At 68.7% G+C, this 15860-nt stretch carries 16 protein-coding genes; 10 read left to right on the top strand and 6 right to left on the bottom strand.

Features of this window, described 5'->3' with window-relative positions; genetic code table 11:
* Positions 1 to 114: 114 nt before the first annotated feature.
* The 4 genes from IU449_RS02085 to IU449_RS02070 all read right to left on the bottom strand — a co-directional run bounded on the left by IU449_RS02085 (position 115) and on the right by IU449_RS02070 (position 2686).
* Entirely contained in the window at positions 115 to 882 is a 768-nt protein-coding gene (locus IU449_RS02085) for a MerR family transcriptional regulator (RefSeq protein WP_195000271.1), read from the bottom strand.
* Positions 883 to 1004: 122 nt separating this feature from the next.
* Complete coding sequence (gene garA / locus IU449_RS02080) at positions 1005 to 1487, bottom strand: glycogen accumulation regulator GarA (protein WP_067862573.1); 483 nt, start codon at positions 1485 to 1487, stop codon at positions 1005 to 1007.
* A gap of 164 nt (positions 1488 to 1651) precedes the next feature.
* Positions 1652 to 2050 (bottom strand): glycine cleavage system protein GcvH, encoded by a 399-nt coding sequence (gene gcvH, locus IU449_RS02075; RefSeq protein WP_195000270.1) that lies wholly within the window; start codon positions 2048 to 2050, stop codon positions 1652 to 1654.
* 42 nt (positions 2051 to 2092) lie between these two features.
* Positions 2093 to 2686, bottom strand: coding sequence for a CDP-alcohol phosphatidyltransferase family protein (locus tag IU449_RS02070; RefSeq protein ID WP_324188046.1), 594 nt, complete (start codon positions 2684 to 2686; stop codon positions 2093 to 2095).
* A 166-nt stretch (positions 2687 to 2852) separates the two neighbouring features.
* On the opposite strand from IU449_RS02070, the gene IU449_RS02065 reads away from it, so the two are divergent.
* The 4 genes from IU449_RS02065 to IU449_RS02050 all read left to right on the top strand — a co-directional run bounded on the left by IU449_RS02065 (position 2853) and on the right by IU449_RS02050 (position 7730).
* Entirely contained in the window at positions 2853 to 4550 is a 1698-nt protein-coding gene (locus tag IU449_RS02065; protein ID WP_195000268.1) for a GMC oxidoreductase, read from the top strand.
* 111 nt (positions 4551 to 4661) lie between these two features.
* On the top strand, positions 4662 to 6053 hold the full coding sequence (locus IU449_RS02060) for a DUF2252 domain-containing protein (RefSeq protein ID WP_195000267.1): 1392 nt from the start codon (positions 4662 to 4664) through the stop codon (positions 6051 to 6053).
* A gap of 101 nt (positions 6054 to 6154) precedes the next feature.
* Entirely contained in the window at positions 6155 to 7042 is an 888-nt protein-coding gene (locus tag IU449_RS02055) for a nuclease-related domain-containing protein (RefSeq protein ID WP_195000266.1), read from the top strand.
* A gap of 22 nt (positions 7043 to 7064) precedes the next feature.
* Positions 7065 to 7730: a phosphatase PAP2 family protein gene (locus IU449_RS02050; RefSeq protein ID WP_228803639.1), complete on the top strand. Its 666-nt coding sequence runs from the start codon at positions 7065 to 7067 to the stop codon at positions 7728 to 7730.
* On the opposite strand, the gene IU449_RS02045 is transcribed toward IU449_RS02050, so the two are convergent.
* Positions 7718 to 9646: an acyl-CoA dehydrogenase gene (locus tag IU449_RS02045; RefSeq protein ID WP_195000265.1), complete on the bottom strand. Its 1929-nt coding sequence runs from the start codon at positions 9644 to 9646 to the stop codon at positions 7718 to 7720. The two genes, IU449_RS02050 and IU449_RS02045, sit on opposite strands and share 13 nt — an antisense overlap.
* Positions 9647 to 9762: 116 nt before the next feature.
* On the opposite strand from IU449_RS02045, the gene IU449_RS02040 reads away from it, so the two are divergent.
* The 4 genes from IU449_RS02040 (at position 9763) to IU449_RS02025 (ending at position 13118) form a co-directional block, all read left to right on the top strand.
* The gene (locus IU449_RS02040; protein WP_195000264.1) at positions 9763 to 10311 is read left to right on the top strand and encodes a TetR/AcrR family transcriptional regulator; all 549 of its coding nucleotides are present in this window, start codon (positions 9763 to 9765) and stop codon (positions 10309 to 10311) included.
* 37 nt (positions 10312 to 10348) lie between these two features.
* Positions 10349 to 11926: a threonine/serine ThrE exporter family protein gene (locus IU449_RS02035; protein ID WP_195000263.1), complete on the top strand. Its 1578-nt coding sequence runs from the start codon at positions 10349 to 10351 to the stop codon at positions 11924 to 11926.
* A 140-nt stretch (positions 11927 to 12066) separates the two neighbouring features.
* Entirely contained in the window at positions 12067 to 12336 is a 270-nt protein-coding gene (locus IU449_RS02030) for a GlsB/YeaQ/YmgE family stress response membrane protein (RefSeq protein WP_195000262.1), read from the top strand.
* A gap of 116 nt (positions 12337 to 12452) precedes the next feature.
* The gene (locus tag IU449_RS02025; protein WP_195000261.1) at positions 12453 to 13118 is read left to right on the top strand and encodes a heme oxygenase (biliverdin-producing); all 666 of its coding nucleotides are present in this window, start codon (positions 12453 to 12455) and stop codon (positions 13116 to 13118) included.
* Positions 13119 to 13128: 10 nt separating this feature from the next.
* Here the strand turns inward: IU449_RS02025 and IU449_RS02020 are convergent, their stop codons facing one another.
* On the bottom strand, positions 13129 to 13965 hold the full coding sequence (locus tag IU449_RS02020; RefSeq protein WP_195000260.1) for an IclR family transcriptional regulator: 837 nt from the start codon (positions 13963 to 13965) through the stop codon (positions 13129 to 13131).
* Between the two features lie 119 nt (positions 13966 to 14084).
* Here IU449_RS02020 and IU449_RS02015 point away from each other — a divergent pair, with 119 nt between their 5' ends.
* Together IU449_RS02015 and IU449_RS02010 are read left to right on the top strand one after the other, a co-directional pair.
* Positions 14085 to 14567 carry a nuclear transport factor 2 family protein gene (locus IU449_RS02015; protein ID WP_195000259.1) on the top strand — a complete coding sequence of 161 codons (483 nt, stop codon included), beginning with the start codon at positions 14085 to 14087 and terminating at the stop codon, positions 14565 to 14567.
* Between the two features lie 183 nt (positions 14568 to 14750).
* Entirely contained in the window at positions 14751 to 15845 is a 1095-nt protein-coding gene (locus IU449_RS02010) for a YncE family protein (RefSeq protein WP_195000258.1), read from the top strand.
* The last annotated feature ends 15 nt before the right edge of the window (positions 15846 to 15860 follow it).

Here is a 15860-nt window from a genome sequence, read left to right as displayed (position 1 = left end):
CCGACCGCCGCAGAGCTCGCCGTGAATACGAGTCTAAGCGAATTCCAGGGAGTGCCGCGATCGGCTGCCGCGGCCCGATGGCGTATCGGACACCGTCGGGTCACGCCGGCCGGGTCAATTGCCCAGAGCGCTGCGGACCGCGGCCTTGACCAAGTGGGTGTGCAGGCTCAGCGACAACGCCGCGAGCTCGCGCACGGTCTCCTCCGCCCGCGCCCGCGCGCCCGCGTCCCGGCTCTTGGCGATCGGCGCGGCGATCTGAGCGAGCAGCGCGGCCTCGCGGTCGGCGGCCAGCTTGAAGGCACGCAGATGGCGCGCCTCCAGTCCGAACTCGGCCATCGCGCGGGCGGTCCTGACCAGCGGCACATCGTCGGCGCCGAAGAACCCCGCCGGGCCGGGAGTGACCAGATTCGCTCGGACGAGGTCGTTGAGAAACTTCTCGTCGACACCCGCCTGGGCGAGCAGATCGGCTCGGGTGAGCCGGATTTCGTGATCGAAGCGCAATTCCTCGGGACTCACCGTCTCGCCCACCACGTTGAGTGGACGCGGCATGGTGCGCCCGTCGGCGCCGGCGGAACGCTCCGGTTCCGGGGCGCCCGGCCGACCGGGATGCGAGCGGGCGCGCGCTTCCCGGACGCCGAGCGTGGCCGCCCCGCTGTCGATCGCTTCGAGTTGTTCCTTGATCACCTTCAACGGCAGATACTGGTCGCGCTGCGCGGTCAGGATGAACCGCAGCCGCTCGCAGTCGGCCACCGAGAACCGCCGGTATCCCGACGGCGTGCGCTCCGGGCGGATCAAGCCCTCGGACTCGAGGAATCGAATCTTGGAAATGGTGACGTCCGGGAAGTCAGGGCGCAACAGGTCGAGCACGGAGCCGATGGACATCCCTCCGCGCGCCCACTGCGCCGCACCGCTCACCGTCGCCAGCCCTTCCCGTCCCCCAGCCTGTTCCAGGCGACGCCGCTACTGGATCGATACCTCCCGACACCGCCACCCGAAGCAGCGCTTCACATGCTTCCCGCACCCGCCGAGGACTCGTTCGCCTGCGCGCGCGGCCCGGTCAGGAAGACCAGGCGGAACTTGCCGATCTGTACCTCGTCACCGTTCTGCAGTTCGGAGGAATCCACCGGCTCCCGGTTGACGTAGGTGCCGTTCAGGCTGCCCACATCGACCACCTGGAAGGTGTCGTCGTCCTGACGGAACTCCGCGTGCCGCCGGCTGACGGTGACATCGTCGAGGAAGATGTCACTGTCGGGATGGCGACCCGCCGACGTGGTGGGCTGATCCAGCAGAAACCTCGACCCCGCGTTCGGTCCGCGCTTGACGACAAGGAGAGCGGCTCCCGCCGGTAGGCCCTCGACCCCCTGGACCGGCGGTTCGCCGGTCTGCTCGGAGCGCGACGCGTCGACCTCGTTCAGGAAATCCGCGCGGAAGACCGACGTCGTCTCGGCCGCGGTCTCCTGGTAACCCGGGTCTTTGTTCTCGCTCACCGTTTCTCTCCTCCTCGAACCTGATTATCCATGCAAGCAGGTGATGCTTTGGTCGACACGAGTTCGTGTCGGCAGAATGCCCGCGCGAGAGCGCCGGCTCATCCGTTGGCTTTGACCGTACCCTGCCGGGGGCTGCCCGTGCAGGGGGAACCGGGAAGGCTGATTCAGCCCCCGATAACTCCTTGATAACCTGCCGCATCCAGCAGTTCACCGAGTGTGGTGTCGAGCAGGGAAGCGTCGTCCACCTCCGCTTCGAAGAGCCACCCGGCGCCGTACGGATCGGCGTTCAGCGTCTCGGGCGCGGCCGTCAATTCCTCGTTCACCACAATGATTTTCGCGGCGAGAGGGGCGTAGATGTCGGAAACGCTCTTGGTCGACTCCACCTCTGCGACGCTCTCCCCCGCCTCGGCCGCGCGTGGCACGTCGGGCAGTTGAACGAACACGACATCACCGAGCTGGGACTGCGCGTAGTCGGTGATGCCGACCCGCACCCGGGTGGGGCCGATCCGGCGTACCCACTCGTGCTCCTCGGTGTAGCGCAGATCCTCGGGGGTCAGGGCCACGTGGCGTCCTTTCGTCGTGAACGTTGCACGCAACCTTATCCGCTATGGGTGACCGTGCCGCACAGCCGGTATCGCGCGCGCCACCGCCACCGCCTTGCCCGCGTACAACAGGCCGGTCCAGAGATACACCACGGTGCCCCAGATGAGCAGCGCAGCACCGAAGGCCGCGCCGAATCCGGCCAGCGGCCAATCCATCTCTCCCGCCAGCAGCCACGGCAGCGCCGACATCAGCGCGAAAGTCGCCGCTTTGCCGAGGTAGATCACCTCGGGCGGGTCGAGGTCGCGGCGGCGGTAGATCGGCAGCAGCAGCGCCAGTACGACGTCCCGACCGATCAACAGCAAGGCGACCCACCAGGGCAGTAACCCGCGCACCACGAAAGCCGCCAGGGTGGTCACCAGGAACAGCCTGTCGACGAGCGGGTCGAGGATCGCGCCGAGCCGGGACCCCTGGTCGAGCAGCCTGGCCAGTTTGCCGTCGAGGAAGTCGGTCAGGCCGCTGGCGACCAGCAGCGCGAAGGCCCATCCGTCGGCGTGTTCGACCAGCATCAGCCACAGGAACACCGGCACGCCGATCAGGCGCAGCACGCTCAGCACGTTGGGAATGGTGAGGATGCGGTCGGCGGCTTTCGTGGTCACCCGCTGTGCATACCGCACGCGCGTGCGGACTCGCCATCCGGGCGCGCCGTCGCGGCCACCGCAGAGCTCGGCATCGAACCTCGGCATTGCTTTTCGCCACAACGACCACGGTGAAAGAATGACTGTGAAAGCATCTCATCGAACCGTTGGTGATCGAGAGGAAACAATGGCCGAGTTCGACTACGACGTGGTGGTGATCGGCTCCGGGTTCGGCGGCAGCGTCAGTGCGTTGCGGCTGACCGAGAAGGGCTATCGGGTCGGCGTGCTCGAGGCGGGCCGGCGCTGGACCGCGGAGGACCTGCCCACGACCAATTGGAACGTGCGCAAGTCCATCTGGGCGCCGAAACTGGGGATGACCGGCCCGCAGGCCATCAGCATCCTCGGCAAGTGCGCGGTCTTCTCCGGCGCGGGCGTGGGCGGCGGATCGCTGATCTACGGCAACACGCTCTATGAGCCGCTGCCCGCCTTCTACACCGACAAGCAGTGGGCCCACATCACCGACTGGCGCAGCGAACTGGCCCCGTACTACGACCAGGCCCAGCGCATGCTCGGCGTGGTGACCAATCCGCGCACGACCCCTGCCGACGACATCATCAGACAGGTCGCCGAGGACATGGGCGTCGGCGACACCTTCCACGCGACCAGGGTCGGTGTGTTCTTCAACGACGAGGCCGAAGGCGTGGAGGTGGACGATCCCTACTTCGGCGGCGCGGGCCCGCGCCGCAACGGCTGCATCCACTGTTCGCGCTGCCTGACCGGCTGCCCGCACAACGCCAAGAACACCACTCCCACCAATTACCTCTACCTCGCCGAGCAGGCGGGCGCGCAGGTGCATTCGCTGACCACCGCGACGGCGGTGCGCCCGCTCGACGGGGGCGGTTACGCGGTCGACACGGTGCGCTCCGGGCGCTGGATCCGCAAGGAGCCCAAGACCTTCACCGCCGGACAGGTCGTGTTCGCCGGCGCGGCGCTCGGCACACAGAAGTTGCTACACAAGATGCGCGACGAGGGCGTGCTGCCCGACCTCTCGCCCCGGCTCGGCGAGCTGACGCGCAGCAATTCCGAGGCGATCCTCAATGTCGCCAGCCGCACTCGCTACGACTTTGCCCAAGGCGTGGCGATCACCTCCTCGATCCACCCCGAGCCGAACACCCACGTCGAGGTCTGCCACTACGGCGCCGGGCAGAACGCGCTCGCGACGATGGCGGTCCCGATGATCGACGGCGGCGCGTTCCGGTTCCTGCGGTTCCTGCTGGCGACACTGCTGCACCCGATCCACTTCCTGCGCAGTTGCTGGATCTATCGCGGCTCGGAACGCTCGGTGATCCTGCTGGTGATGCAGTCGCTGGACAACTCGCTGACCTCCTTCCTCGAGCGCGGTGCGCTGCGCACGAAACAGGGCACCGGCGAACCCAACCCGACCTGGATCCCGCTGGCCCACGAGATCGCCGAGCGCTTCGCCGACAAGGTCGACGGCGACGCCCACGGCCTGATCATGGATGTGTTCGACATCCCCGCCACCGCCCACTACATCGGCGGCTGCGTGATCGGCGAGGGGCCCGAAAGCGGCGTGGTCGATCCCTACCAGCGCGTGTTCGGGCATCCCGGTCTGCACATCGCCGACGGCTCGGCGGTGACCGCGAACCTGGGTGTGAACCCCTCGCTGACCATCACCGCCCAGGCCGAGCGGGCGATGGCGTTCTGGCCGAACAAGGGCGAGACCGATCCACGGCCGGAACTGGGCGAGCAGTACCGGCGCATCCAGCCGGTCCGGCCGGTGCACCCCACGGTGCCCGAGGCCGCGCCCGGCGCGCTGCGGCTGCCGATCACCCCGATCGATCCCCCGGTCCCGACGGCTCCCTGATCCGAACCGGTCCCGGTGACCTGCCCGGCGCCGCGGCGAAGTCCGGATCCGCGGCAGGTCACCCCGCCGCGACGCGCGCGGCGGGCCGTCGTGGGGTTACCGTGATCGCTTGTGCTCGATGATCGTGTGAATCTCCGCTCCTACGTGCCCGCCGAACAAGTGCGGGCCCGCGGCCGCGCGCTGCGCGAGCGGGTGCCGGTGACCGCACGCGACCGGCAGGCCCGCGGCGAGCGCCGTCCCGGCGTGCTCGAGTTCCTCACCGCCGCGCACGCCGACCGGCTCGCGCATCTGGTGCCGCTGCGGGTGGGCAGGATGGCGAGCGGGCCGTTCACCTTCTATCGCGGCACGGCAGGGCTGATGGCCGCCGACCTCGCCGACGGCCCGGTCAGCGGCGTACACGCGCAGCTGTGCGGTGACGCGCACGCCGCGAATTTCGGCCTGTACGGCACCTCGCGCGGTGAGATCGTCATGGACATCAACGATTTCGACGAGACCATCGCCGGGCCGTGGGAGTGGGATCTCGAGCGCCTGGCCGCCAGTCTGGTGCTGGCGGGCCGGGAGTCCGGAGTCGGCGAGCAGGACTGCGCACGGGCGGCCCGCGACGCCGCGCGCACCTACCGGCTCACCATCGACACACTGGCCGAACAGCCGTTCATGCAGTCGTGGAGCGCGCTGCCCGACAAGTCGATCCTCGAGCACGCCGAGGCAGGCGACCTCATCGACGACTTCGAGAAGGCGGCCAAGAAGGCGCGCAAGAACACCAGCGCCAAGGTCGCCGCCAAGTGGGCCGAGCACATCGACGACCACGAGACCGGCGTGCGCAGACATCGCTTCGTCAGCGATCCGCCGGTACTCACCCCGGTCACCGACGAGGTCGCCGACGAAGTGACCGGCGGGCTCGAGCGCTACGCGAGCACCCTTCGGGAGTCGCGACGCAATCTGCTCGCCCGATTCGCGGTATCGGATGTGGCTTTCCGCATCGTCGGCACCGGCAGCGTCGGCCTGCACAGCTATGTCGCCCTGCTGCACGGCAACGACGGCGAAGTGCTGGTGCTCCAGCTCAAGCAGTCGATCCCCTCCTCGCTCGCGCCGTACCTGACCGCACCGCCGGTGGCCCACGAAGGCGAACGAATCGTGCAGGGCGCCAGACTGGTTCAGGCCGAGACCGATATCCTGCTCGGCTGGAGCACACTGCGTCTGAACGGCCGCGAACTGCCGTTCATCGTGCGTCAGTTCCGCAATCTCAAGGGCAGCATCGATCCGGCCGGGCTCGGCGCCGACGATCTCGACGACTACGGCAGGCTCGCGGGCGCGCTGCTGGCCAGGGCGCACGCCAGGTCGGTCGATCCGCGTCTGCTGTCGGGCTATCTCGACGGCGACGAGCGATTCGAGGAGTCGATGACCGCCTTCGCGGTGCGCTATGCCGATCAGACCGAGGCCGATCACGCGGAGTTGGCGCGGGCGGTCACGGCGGGCCGGATACGAGCCGAACTTCCGGACTGATCCGAGCCGATACCCACGGCCCCGGCGCGCGCGGCGCCGCGGCGCGCCGATCGCCCGTATCCTGTCCCCTGGTGGGGTGACGACGTGAAGGGCGGTCGCGAATGCTTGTGCGAGTACAGAATCCGGCGGGCACCGATGCCGAGCGGGCGCTGATCGACTGGCTGCGCACCTGGAAGGACCCGGGCAGTCCGCACGGTGTCGCGACGATCAATTGCAGCCTGTTTCACCGCGATCGGCTGCACCAGTTCGACGCGGTGGTGTGGACCCCGACCAGTTGCGTGGTGATCGAGGCCGATGTGCCCGACATCGACGAGGACGGCGTGCTCGACATCCCGCTCAACGGCTCGTGGACACTCGGCGGGTCCCCGGTCGTGTTCGGCCGCGACAAGCGAACGCCGTTGGAACGCTCTCGTGAGCACACCCACGCGCTGCAGGACTGGCTGTCGGCGCGCGGCCTCGGACAGCGCGCCGTGCACGGCGTGTCGTTGATCATTCCGCCGCGCGGTACCACCGTCGAGATCCACCAGGCGTGGCGCGATCCGAGTTTCGACGCCATCCTCGGCAGCGACCCGGCACGGTTGCGCCACTACTTCGACACGCTCGCGCAGAGCGAGAAGCATCTGTGGACCGCCAACGACGTGGCGGTCGCCTTCCGCGGCCTGGGCCTGCTGCCCTACCTGCCCGCCCCGCAGGAACTGCTCAACGAAGGCTTCATCGGCCCGATCGACATCGGGCTCTGGCACGGCGGCCCGAACCAGGCCCAGGCCGAGGCCTACGCCGAGGAATTGGCCCAGCTCGAGCGCGACGCCCGTCCGCGGCTGGTGCGCGCGCCCTGGTTCAGCCCGTGGAAGCTCTATCCCGGTGAGTCCGGCGACATCGACATGGGCCGCGCCTGGATGCGCACCACCCTGGCCATCGCCATGGTCATCGTGGTGGTTTGGGCGGCGTGGTTCGTGCTGGCCCTGCTCGGCACCTACATCGTGGATTGACCTCGGCTCGTATCGTCGTCGGATGCTCCGACAACACGCGGGGATGGGTATCCGCGCGGTCACCGCCACAGCAGCCGCGCTCACCACCTTCGCGCTGCCACTGACGTTCCCGCCCGGTGGCGGCCCGACCCCGCTGGACAGCGCGTTCGCCGATGTGGTGGCCGCCGGGCCGCCCTCGGCGCCGGACCGCTGGCTCGTCGCGCCCAGTGACGCGCCCGTGGTGGTCGCGGCGCTACTGCTCGCCGTCGCGTGGTTCGCGTGGCGGCGTCGTCGGCGGGTGGCCGCCACCATGCTGGTGGTGCCCGAGGTGGCGCTGATCGTGAATACCGCGGTCCTCAAGCCGCTGTTCGACCGTCCGCTGCACGACTATCTCGCCTATCCGAGCGGGCACACCGTCCACATGGTCGCCGTGGCCTGCACCTTCGTGCTGCTCAGCGATTCGCGACGGGCCGGGTCGGTGGTCGCCGTCCTGACCGGCCTCGCGGTGGTCGCGGTGGCGGCCGGACAGGTCGGCATGGGGTATCACCATCTGACCGATGTCATCGGCGGTGCGGCGGCCGGGCTGAGCATCGCGATCATCTGCTGTACCGCGGTGGAACTCGTCGCCGGTCGACACGGAACCGGCGAACCGGACGCAGCCCGGGACGCTCACCGGCAGCGCCCGGACGGCGAGCCTCAGCAGCGCTGATACACATTGGCATCGTGCAGCAGCGCGGCGCCCAGCATCTCCTCGGGCACGCCGAGACCCTCGACGAGGGTCAGCGCGTGCGGGCGCAGCCGATCGACGAGTTCGTTGACCCCGCGCCGCACCGCCTTGGCCCGCTCCACCGACATGAACCGGTGCATGACGAACCAGGCGGAGTTCTCCTCGAGCAGCGTGTACACGAAGAGATCACACATGTCCTCGGCCAGTTTCCTCGCCTCGGGATCCTCGATGTCGGCGATGCCCTCGATGAACGCCTCCAACACCAGCCTGTCGATGTGCGCGGTCCCGGCCGCCAGGATGTGGTCCTGGGCATTGTTGAACGCCTCGAACGGACCGGTGTCCTCGGCCCGGGCGCGCAGCCGGTGCGCGGCGGTCCGCACCAGGTAGTCCTCGCGGTCGGCGAACAGCGCCAGTTGCACGTCGCGGCGGGAGAGATCGGCCTCGTCCACCGTTTCGCCGCCGCGATCGCGCAGGGTCTGGATCAGCTGGCGCACCCCGGAACGCTTGCGGACCACGTCACCGGCCATGGTGGCCGCGAACCGCACCCAACCCATCGCGTCGAGGTCGCGCACCTCGTCGGAGTAGTCGGTGAGCAGTTCTTTGGCGACCAGTTGGGTCAGCACGACATTGTCACCCTCGAACGTGGTGAACACGTCGGTGTCGGCCTTCAGGGTCACCAGCCGGTTCTCGGTGAGGTAGCCCGCGCCGCCGCACGCTTCCCGGCATTCCTGGATCGCGCGGGTGGCATGCCTGGTCTGGGCGACTTTCAAGCCCGCGGCCCGCTTCTCCAGCGCGCGCTGCGCTCCGGGATCGAGATCCTGGCCGCTCTGCACGAGGTGCATGCGCCGTACCAGATCGTTCTGGGCGAAGGCATAGGCGTAGGACTTGGCGACCAGCGGCAACAGTCTGCGCTGATGCATCCGGTAGTCCATCAGCACGATCTCGCGCCCGGTGTCCGGGTCGGAGAACTGACGGCGCTGCAAGGCGTAGCGCACCGCGATGCTCAACGCCACCCGCGCGCCCGCCGCAGCCGCGCCGCCGACACTGATGCGACCGCGCACCAGCGTGCCCAGCGTGGTGAAGAAGCGTCTGCTCGGGTTCTCGATGGGCGATTCGTACGTGCCGTCCGGTGCGACATCGGCGTAGCGGTTGAGCAGGGCCTCGCGCGGCACCCGCACGTGATCGAAGACGATGCGGCCGTTGTCGACGCCGAGCAGACCACCCTTGAGACCGTCGTCGCTGGTGGTGACGCCGGGCAGGTCCATGCCGCGCTCGTCGCGGATCGGCACCAGGAAGCAGTGCACGCCCTTGCTCTCGCCCCCGGTGATCAGCTGCGCGAACACCGCCGCCATCCGGGCGTGCTCGGCCGCTCCGCCGATGTAGTCCTTGCGCGCCGACGGCGTCGGCGAGTGGATCACGAATTCCTCGGTGGCAGGGTCGTAGGTGGCGGTGGTCTCCAGACTGGCCACGTCGCTGCCGTGGCCCGACTCGGTCATCGCGAAACAGCCCACCAGATCGAGCGAGATCAGCTTCTTCAGGTACTCGTCGTGCCGTTCGGTACCGAGATTCTCGACCGCGCCGCCGAACAGGCCCCACTGCACGCCGCACTTGACCCACAACGACAGGTCGGCATAGGCGACCATCTCGAGCGCGGTGACCGCGCCACCCGGGTCGGCCAGCCCGCCCGCCGCCAGACCGAACCCGCGCTTGGCATAGTCCATTGCCGCCAGCTCACGCATTTGGTCGAGCACCCGCGCCCGGGCAGCCTTGTAGTCCAGCGTCGGATCGCCGTGGAACCGTTCGTCGGCGAGTTCCTTGCGCGCCTGTTCCCGTATGTCTCGCCACGATCCGTCGAGCGCCGCGCGAAGATGTCCAGCCGTCGAGCTACCAGTTCCCATGTCTGGACCATAACCGCGAAACCGGTGATCAAACGTGATGCGGAGCGGCCCCGGTGTGTGCCACGCCACCGGAGGACAATGGTCAGCCACCACCCCCGATCCACCGACGGAGACCGATGGCCACCAAGCAGGACTACTTCGACGCCGCGTTCGACATGCTGTCCGGGCAGGGTTACAGCGCGCTGAAGCAGGCGCCGCTGTGCAGACGGCTGAATGTGACCACCGGGTCGTTCTATCACTACTTCGACAACTGGCATGACTTCACCAGCCAGTTGCTCGACCACTGGCTGGCCGAACGCACCACCCGGCTGGTCGGTCTGACCCGAGATCTCGACGACCCACTCGAGCAACTGGAGACCCTGCTGCAGTTCACGCTGGCGCTACCGCATCGCGCCGAGGCGGCGATCCGGGTGTGGAGCAGAGTCGACCCCGAGGTGCGCGCCGTCCAGGACCAGGTGGACAACCGACGCACCGAGGTGGTGCTGCGCGCCGCGCGCGCGGTCTTCGACGACGAGAAGGAGGCGGCCGAGCACGCCCGCTGGGCGATGTATCTGCTGGCCGGATACCAGGATCTGGATGCCGATCGTGACACCGCCACGCTGGAATGGACGTTGCGCAGGCTGCTGCGCGAGTTCGAGGACAGGTATGCCGCCCGAACCTCGTAGCGAGACCGGCGCGTACGCGGCGACTACCTTCGCGGGCATGGATTCCGACGCGTATTCGAGAGGAGTCGACCACCTCGTCCGCCACGAGCCGCGTACCGCATGGGGTGGTCACCGCAGATTGCGCAGGGCGCCGAAACTGCTGGAACAGGCGGTCGGCGTGCTGGTCGCCGACCGGCCGGCCACCGCCGACGCCATCCTGGCTCCTCCCGCACCGCTGCAACCGATCGATCTCACCGACGAAGCGGCGGTGGCCGAGGTACTCGACCTCGCGGTCCGGGTCGGCGAGGTGGTGCTGGCGTCCGGCACCGGCGTGATCGACACCGCGACCCAGGTCCGGTTCGTCGCCGCCACCTACGGTCTGGCCCGCTGCGATGTCGATGTCACCTACGACTCCATCCGTGTCTGGGTCCATCGCGGCCCGCGGCTGCCCCCGGCGGGCACCATGCGCATCGTGCGGTACCGCTCCCACGATTTCACCCGGCTGGCCGCCGCCGACCGGCTCACCCGCCGCATCCGCGACCACGTCCTGTCCCCCGCCGACGCGCGCGCCGAACTCGACGCCATCGTCGCCGCGCCGCACCCCTATCCGCGGTGGGTGGCGACGCTGGGCTGGTCGCTGATGGCCGCCGCGATCGCCGCCCTGCTCGGCGCCGACCTGCTGGTGACGGCGATCAGCTTCGTCACCACCGGCGCGATCGACCGGACCAACCGCACACTCAACCAGTACGGCCTGCCGTTCTTCTTCCAGCACGTGGTGGGCGGATTCATCGCCGCCACCCCGGCCGTCGTACTTGCCACCTTCGCCGAGCCGCTCGGCCTCGGCGTCGACGCGACCCTCATCGTCGCCGCGGGCATCACCGTGCTGCTCAGCGGTCTCGCCCTGGTCGGCTCGGTGCAGGACGCCATCACCGGGGCGCCGATCACGGCGGCGGCCCGGATGCTCGAGCTGGTGATGATGACCGGCGGCATCATCGCCGGTATCGCGCTGGCGCTGCGGCTGGGCGTCACGGTCGGCGCGACGGTGCCCTCCATCGATCTGGTCTCCGGCCGCGATATCACCGATCTCCCGGTGAAGATCATCGCCGGCGCGGCGGCATCGGCGGCCTTCGCACTGGCCTGCTACGCCGAGCGCCGCGCCTTGACGGCTGCCGCCCTCGGCGGCGCGGCGGGCACCATCAGTTATCTCTTCGTGCAATATCTGGGCTTCGGCCCGATCATCTCCTCCGGCGTCGCCGCGACGCTGGTCGGCCTGGCCGGCGGTCTGATGGCACGCCGCGCGATGACCCCGCCCTTGGTGGTCGCGGTCGCCGGCATCACCCCGCTGCTGCCCGGCCTGAAGGTCTATCGCGGGTTGTCGGCGCTGCTCAACGACGAACTGGCGCTGGGGTTCGACCACCTGTTCGCCGCGTTCGGCGTCGGTTGCGCGCTGGCCGCGGGCGTCACCCTCGGTGAATGGTTCGACCGCACGCTGCGCAGGCCGCGCATCCTCAGCCGGTTCGGGTCGCTGCGCAAGCCGGTGATCCGGCGCAAGCCGGTGGTGCTGCGCAAACCGGTGGCCCTGCGCAAGCGGCGCCCGCACGGCCACGGACCGAAACCGCCCACCGTGTCCGGATAGGACATATCCGACATGCGCGGCCACCGCACGAGTTCAGCGTGGTCGCAACGCAATCGGTAGCAGGAATTCACGCCGTGTACAGCGGAGTTTCTCGGCATGTCGCTGGACAAGCCGCCTCACCGGTTGGAGAGTTGTCCGGTATGTGGAACGCAATCGTACAGATCGTCGGCTTCCTGATCATCGGCGTGATCATCGGATTCCTCGCCCGCGCACTGAAGCCCGGTGACGACAAGATGAGCTTCGGGCTCACCGCACTACTCGGCATGGCGGGCGCACTCATCGGCGGCGTGCTCGCCAGCTTCATCGGGAAGGGGTCGATCACCGAGCTCAACTTCTGGGGCTTCATCTTCGCCGTCGTCGCGGCGATCGCGCTGCTGTTCCTGGCTCCGGTCCTGCAGGGCAAGCGCTGAACTCCCCTCGCCCCGTAGATCGGTGCGACAATCCCACCGAGCCGGTATCGTCGGTCGGGTCAGGGCTGCCGGGACACTCCCGGCAGCCCTCGGGTGATTGCGAGGTACTTCGAAATATGTCGTCGGAAGCCGTTCCGTTCTCGACCCGCATCCGCACCGCGACAGAACGCCAGCACGCCGAGGCGGAGAACTCGAGCTTCATCTCCGACATGCTCGGCGGACGTCTCGGCATCGACTCCTATCACCGCTACACCGGCCAACTCTGGTTCATCTACCAGGCGCTGGAGTCCCGGATCGACGCGCTGGCCGATGATCCCGTCGCCGGTCCGTTCATCCGCCGGGAACTGACCAGAACCGCCGAACTGGAACGCGATCTGACCGCCCTGCTCGGACCGGACTGGCGCGACGAGATCGAACCGTTGCCCGCCACCGCCGCCTACGCCGCGCGGATCGACGAATGCGCGCGCGACTGGCCCGCCGGCTACGTCGCGCACCACTACACCCGCTACCTCGGCGATCTGTCCGGCGGGCAGGTCATCCGCGGCACCGCCGAGAAGTTGTGGGATCTACCGCGGCGGGGCGACGGTGTGCGCTTCTACGTCTTCGACGACATCGCCAATCCGGCGGCCTTCAAGCGCGAGTACCGCGCGCTTCTCGACGAACTCCCCGTCGACGAACTCGAACGCCGCCGGGTGCTGGACGAGGGACAGCGCGCCTTCGACCTCAACACCGCTGTCTTCGCCGAACTGGCCGCCGAATTCCCGGTGCGTCGACCCAGCTGAGCGGCCGCGCCTAACGCAGCCGGGCGTGCCGGGGGAACAGCGCGCGTCCGGCTTCCTGCGCCGTCTCGGCGAGCATCCTGGCCAGCTTGGCGGTGTCGAGCGCGGGTCGATCGCCACCGACGTGCCCCGACAGCGACAGCGCCGCGACAGCCGCACCCCGGCCACGCAACGGCACCGCCACACAGGACAGCCCCTCGACGGACTCCTCGATATCCACGGCCACACCGCCCTGGCGCCGCACCCGGTGCAGTTCACGATGCAGTTCGCCGCGATCGACGATGGTGCGGGCGGTCAACTGGGGCAATCGCTCCCGCAGTGAGGCATCCACGATGCCCGGCTCGAGGGTGGCCAGCAGCGCTTTGCCGAGCGCGGTGGTGTGGGCGGGCAGCCTGCCACCGAGCCGCGTCGGGATCGCCGCGGCCTGCCTGCCACCGGCCTTGTCGAGGAAGAACACCTCGCGGCCGTCGAGCACGGCCAGATGCCCCGCCATGGAGATGCGCTGACACAGATCCTGCAGCAGAGGGCTGACCGCGTCACGGATCTCGTTGTGATCGGCGGCGAGCGCGCCGATCTCGAAGGCGCGCAGCCCCAGCCGGTAACCGCCGGGCGCGTGGGCGAGCCACCGCAGACGGACCATCTGATCGAGGATCCGGTACACCGTGGAGCGCGGCAGACCGGTGCGCTCGGTGAGGCCGAGCAGGGTGACAGTCGGCGTGCCGGCGTCGAAAGCGTCCAGAATTACCGTCATTCGCTCGATCATCGAGACGGGCGGCACGCCTGCCGGGCCACTCACCCGGCCGGACACCGCCCGGCCGAATTCGCGATGGCCCACCATCTCGACCGTCATGCCACAACCTCTCCTCGTACTGCGGGCCCAGCTTAGAAGAAATCTCGGCGCATGTACGACAACTGCGAATAGTAGAACACGTTCTTGTGAAGTCCCATTCGTCGTGCCAGGCTGTGCAAATGGATCTGGAAGCCGTGGAATCCGTGCGCAGGCTCAAATATCGCTACTTCCGCGCACTCGACCTCAAACTCTGGGACGAATTCGCCGACACGCTCACCGAGGACGCCCGCGCCGAGTACGGTACGCACGCGCTCGGCGAGCCACTGTCGTTCACAGGGCGCCAGGCCATCACCGATTTCCTGCGCGATACCGCCGGGCCGTCGATCGTCACGGTACACATCGCGCATCATCCCGAGATCACCGTCGACGGCGACACCGCCACCGGTTCATGGGCCTTCGAGGACACCGTGATCGCTACCGAATTCGGCGCGCTCATCCGCGGCGCGGGCTATTACCGCGACCGCTACCGGCGCGATGCCGACGGTGTATGGCGTATCGCCGAGACCGGATACCAGCGCATCTACGAGTCCAGCCAGTCACTGGCCGACACCCCGAGTTTCACCCTGCTGTCGAACATGTGGAACCGAACAGGTTCGAAATAAACACATTTCAGTGCGGGGCCGGACGAGGGAATGCCGAGCCGAACAACCATACCGGTCGGTAAGCTTTTCCCGGGAGGTGGGTCCGGCCCCCCACATGGGTACTGTGAGCGAGCACGGCAACGCTTGCGGCAGCGGCGTTTCCGGGGAATAGTCCGTTCGGATACCCACACGAAAGGTCCGAGGATGGCAATCCGGTTCCGGCGTCGGCCCGCGCGCGCGTTCACGCTGAGCGTGGTCCTGTTGTCCCTGCTCGCTCCGGTCGCGGGAGCGCGGGACGGCGCCGCCGACGCCTACATCCCGATCGCGGGCGAGGGAGCGGTGCTGGTCGTGGACACCGCCACCGACCAGGTCCACACCCGCATCGAGGGCGTCGGCGCGCACGCTTCGGCGGTCGCGGCCGCCCGCGACGGCCGCCATCTCTACGTCCAGGCGTTCAATCCGCCCTTCACCGGACCCGACGACATCGCGGTCGTCGACCGCGCGAGCGACACCGTCACCGCACGGATCCCGATCTCGGGCACCGACGGGATGACCGAGCCGATCGCCGACCCGGTGCGCGACCGGGTGTACGTGTTCACCACGCGTCCGTCCATCGACGTCATCGACACCGAGTCGCAGACCGTGGTGACCTCGATGCCCTTGCCCGGCATCCCCTTCGCAGCTGCCATCGCCCCCGACGGCAGCAGGCTCTACACCGTCTTCGCCGATTCGACCGCCGCCGTCTTCGATCCGGAGACCGGCTTCCAACTGGGCGAGCGGATCCAGATCGACGGCTCGGCGCCGTTCGCTGCCGCCGTCTCCCCCGACGGCAGCACGCTCTACTCGGTGAACGCCCTCGGCGACAACGTCTCGGTGATCGATATCGAGTCCTGGAGCCGGACCGGTGCGATCGCCTTCGCTCCGGGCAGCGCGCCCGTGGCAGGCGCCATCAGCCCCGACGGCACCCGGTTGATGGTGGCGACCGCGGGCGCGGACGCCGTGCAGGTGATCGACCTGGCCTCCGAGGAGATCACCGGTTCGATCGCGGTGGATTCGCCGATGTCGGTCGGATTCACCCCCGACGGGACCAAGATGTACGTCGGCACCGCGGGCGCGACCCCGCCGCCGCTGTTCGATCGCACGGTCGCCGGTTTCGACGCGACGGCCCTGCTGCAGACCTATCTGCGGTCGAACACCCGCTCCGGCGCGCTGCTGCCGTTCGACGCCACGCAGTTGAGTCCGGCCGGTGCGCCGATTCCGCTCGGCTCGGGTGCGACCTCCGCCGCCTTCCCCGACTGAGCCCGCGCTTGTCTC

It is taken from the genome of Nocardia higoensis, from assembly GCF_015477835.1.
GTDB lineage: Bacteria > Actinomycetota > Actinomycetes > Mycobacteriales > Mycobacteriaceae > Nocardia > Nocardia higoensis_A.
The sequence above is the reverse complement of the archived record's forward strand: the minus strand, read 5'-3'. Positions and strand labels throughout refer to the sequence as shown.

What these genes read in the sequence shown, in the direction of transcription:
- IU449_RS02020 (WP_195000260.1), bottom strand. Translation starts at nt 13,965, where the DNA reads ATGACGGTCGAGATGGTGGGCCATCGCGAATTCGGCCGGGCGGTGTCC.
- IU449_RS02040 (WP_195000264.1), top strand. Translation starts at nt 9,763, where the DNA reads ATGGCCACCAAGCAGGACTACTTCGACGCCGCGTTCGACATGCTGTCC.
- IU449_RS02055 (WP_195000266.1), top strand. Translation starts at nt 6,155, where the DNA reads ATGCTTGTGCGAGTACAGAATCCGGCGGGCACCGATGCCGAGCGGGCG.
- IU449_RS02015 (WP_195000259.1), top strand. Translation starts at nt 14,085, where the DNA reads ATGGATCTGGAAGCCGTGGAATCCGTGCGCAGGCTCAAATATCGCTAC.
- IU449_RS02065 (WP_195000268.1), top strand. Translation starts at nt 2,853, where the DNA reads ATGGCCGAGTTCGACTACGACGTGGTGGTGATCGGCTCCGGGTTCGGC.
- IU449_RS02045 (WP_195000265.1), bottom strand. Translation starts at nt 9,646, where the DNA reads ATGGGAACTGGTAGCTCGACGGCTGGACATCTTCGCGCGGCGCTCGAC.
- IU449_RS02050 (WP_228803639.1), top strand. Translation starts at nt 7,065, where the DNA reads ATGCTCCGACAACACGCGGGGATGGGTATCCGCGCGGTCACCGCCACA.
- IU449_RS02030 (WP_195000262.1), top strand. Translation starts at nt 12,067, where the DNA reads ATGTGGAACGCAATCGTACAGATCGTCGGCTTCCTGATCATCGGCGTG.
- IU449_RS02025 (WP_195000261.1), top strand. Translation starts at nt 12,453, where the DNA reads ATGTCGTCGGAAGCCGTTCCGTTCTCGACCCGCATCCGCACCGCGACA.
- IU449_RS02035 (WP_195000263.1), top strand. Translation starts at nt 10,349, where the DNA reads ATGGATTCCGACGCGTATTCGAGAGGAGTCGACCACCTCGTCCGCCAC.
- IU449_RS02010 (WP_195000258.1), top strand. Translation starts at nt 14,751, where the DNA reads ATGGCAATCCGGTTCCGGCGTCGGCCCGCGCGCGCGTTCACGCTGAGC.
- IU449_RS02085 (WP_195000271.1), bottom strand. Translation starts at nt 882, where the DNA reads ATGTCCATCGGCTCCGTGCTCGACCTGTTGCGCCCTGACTTCCCGGAC.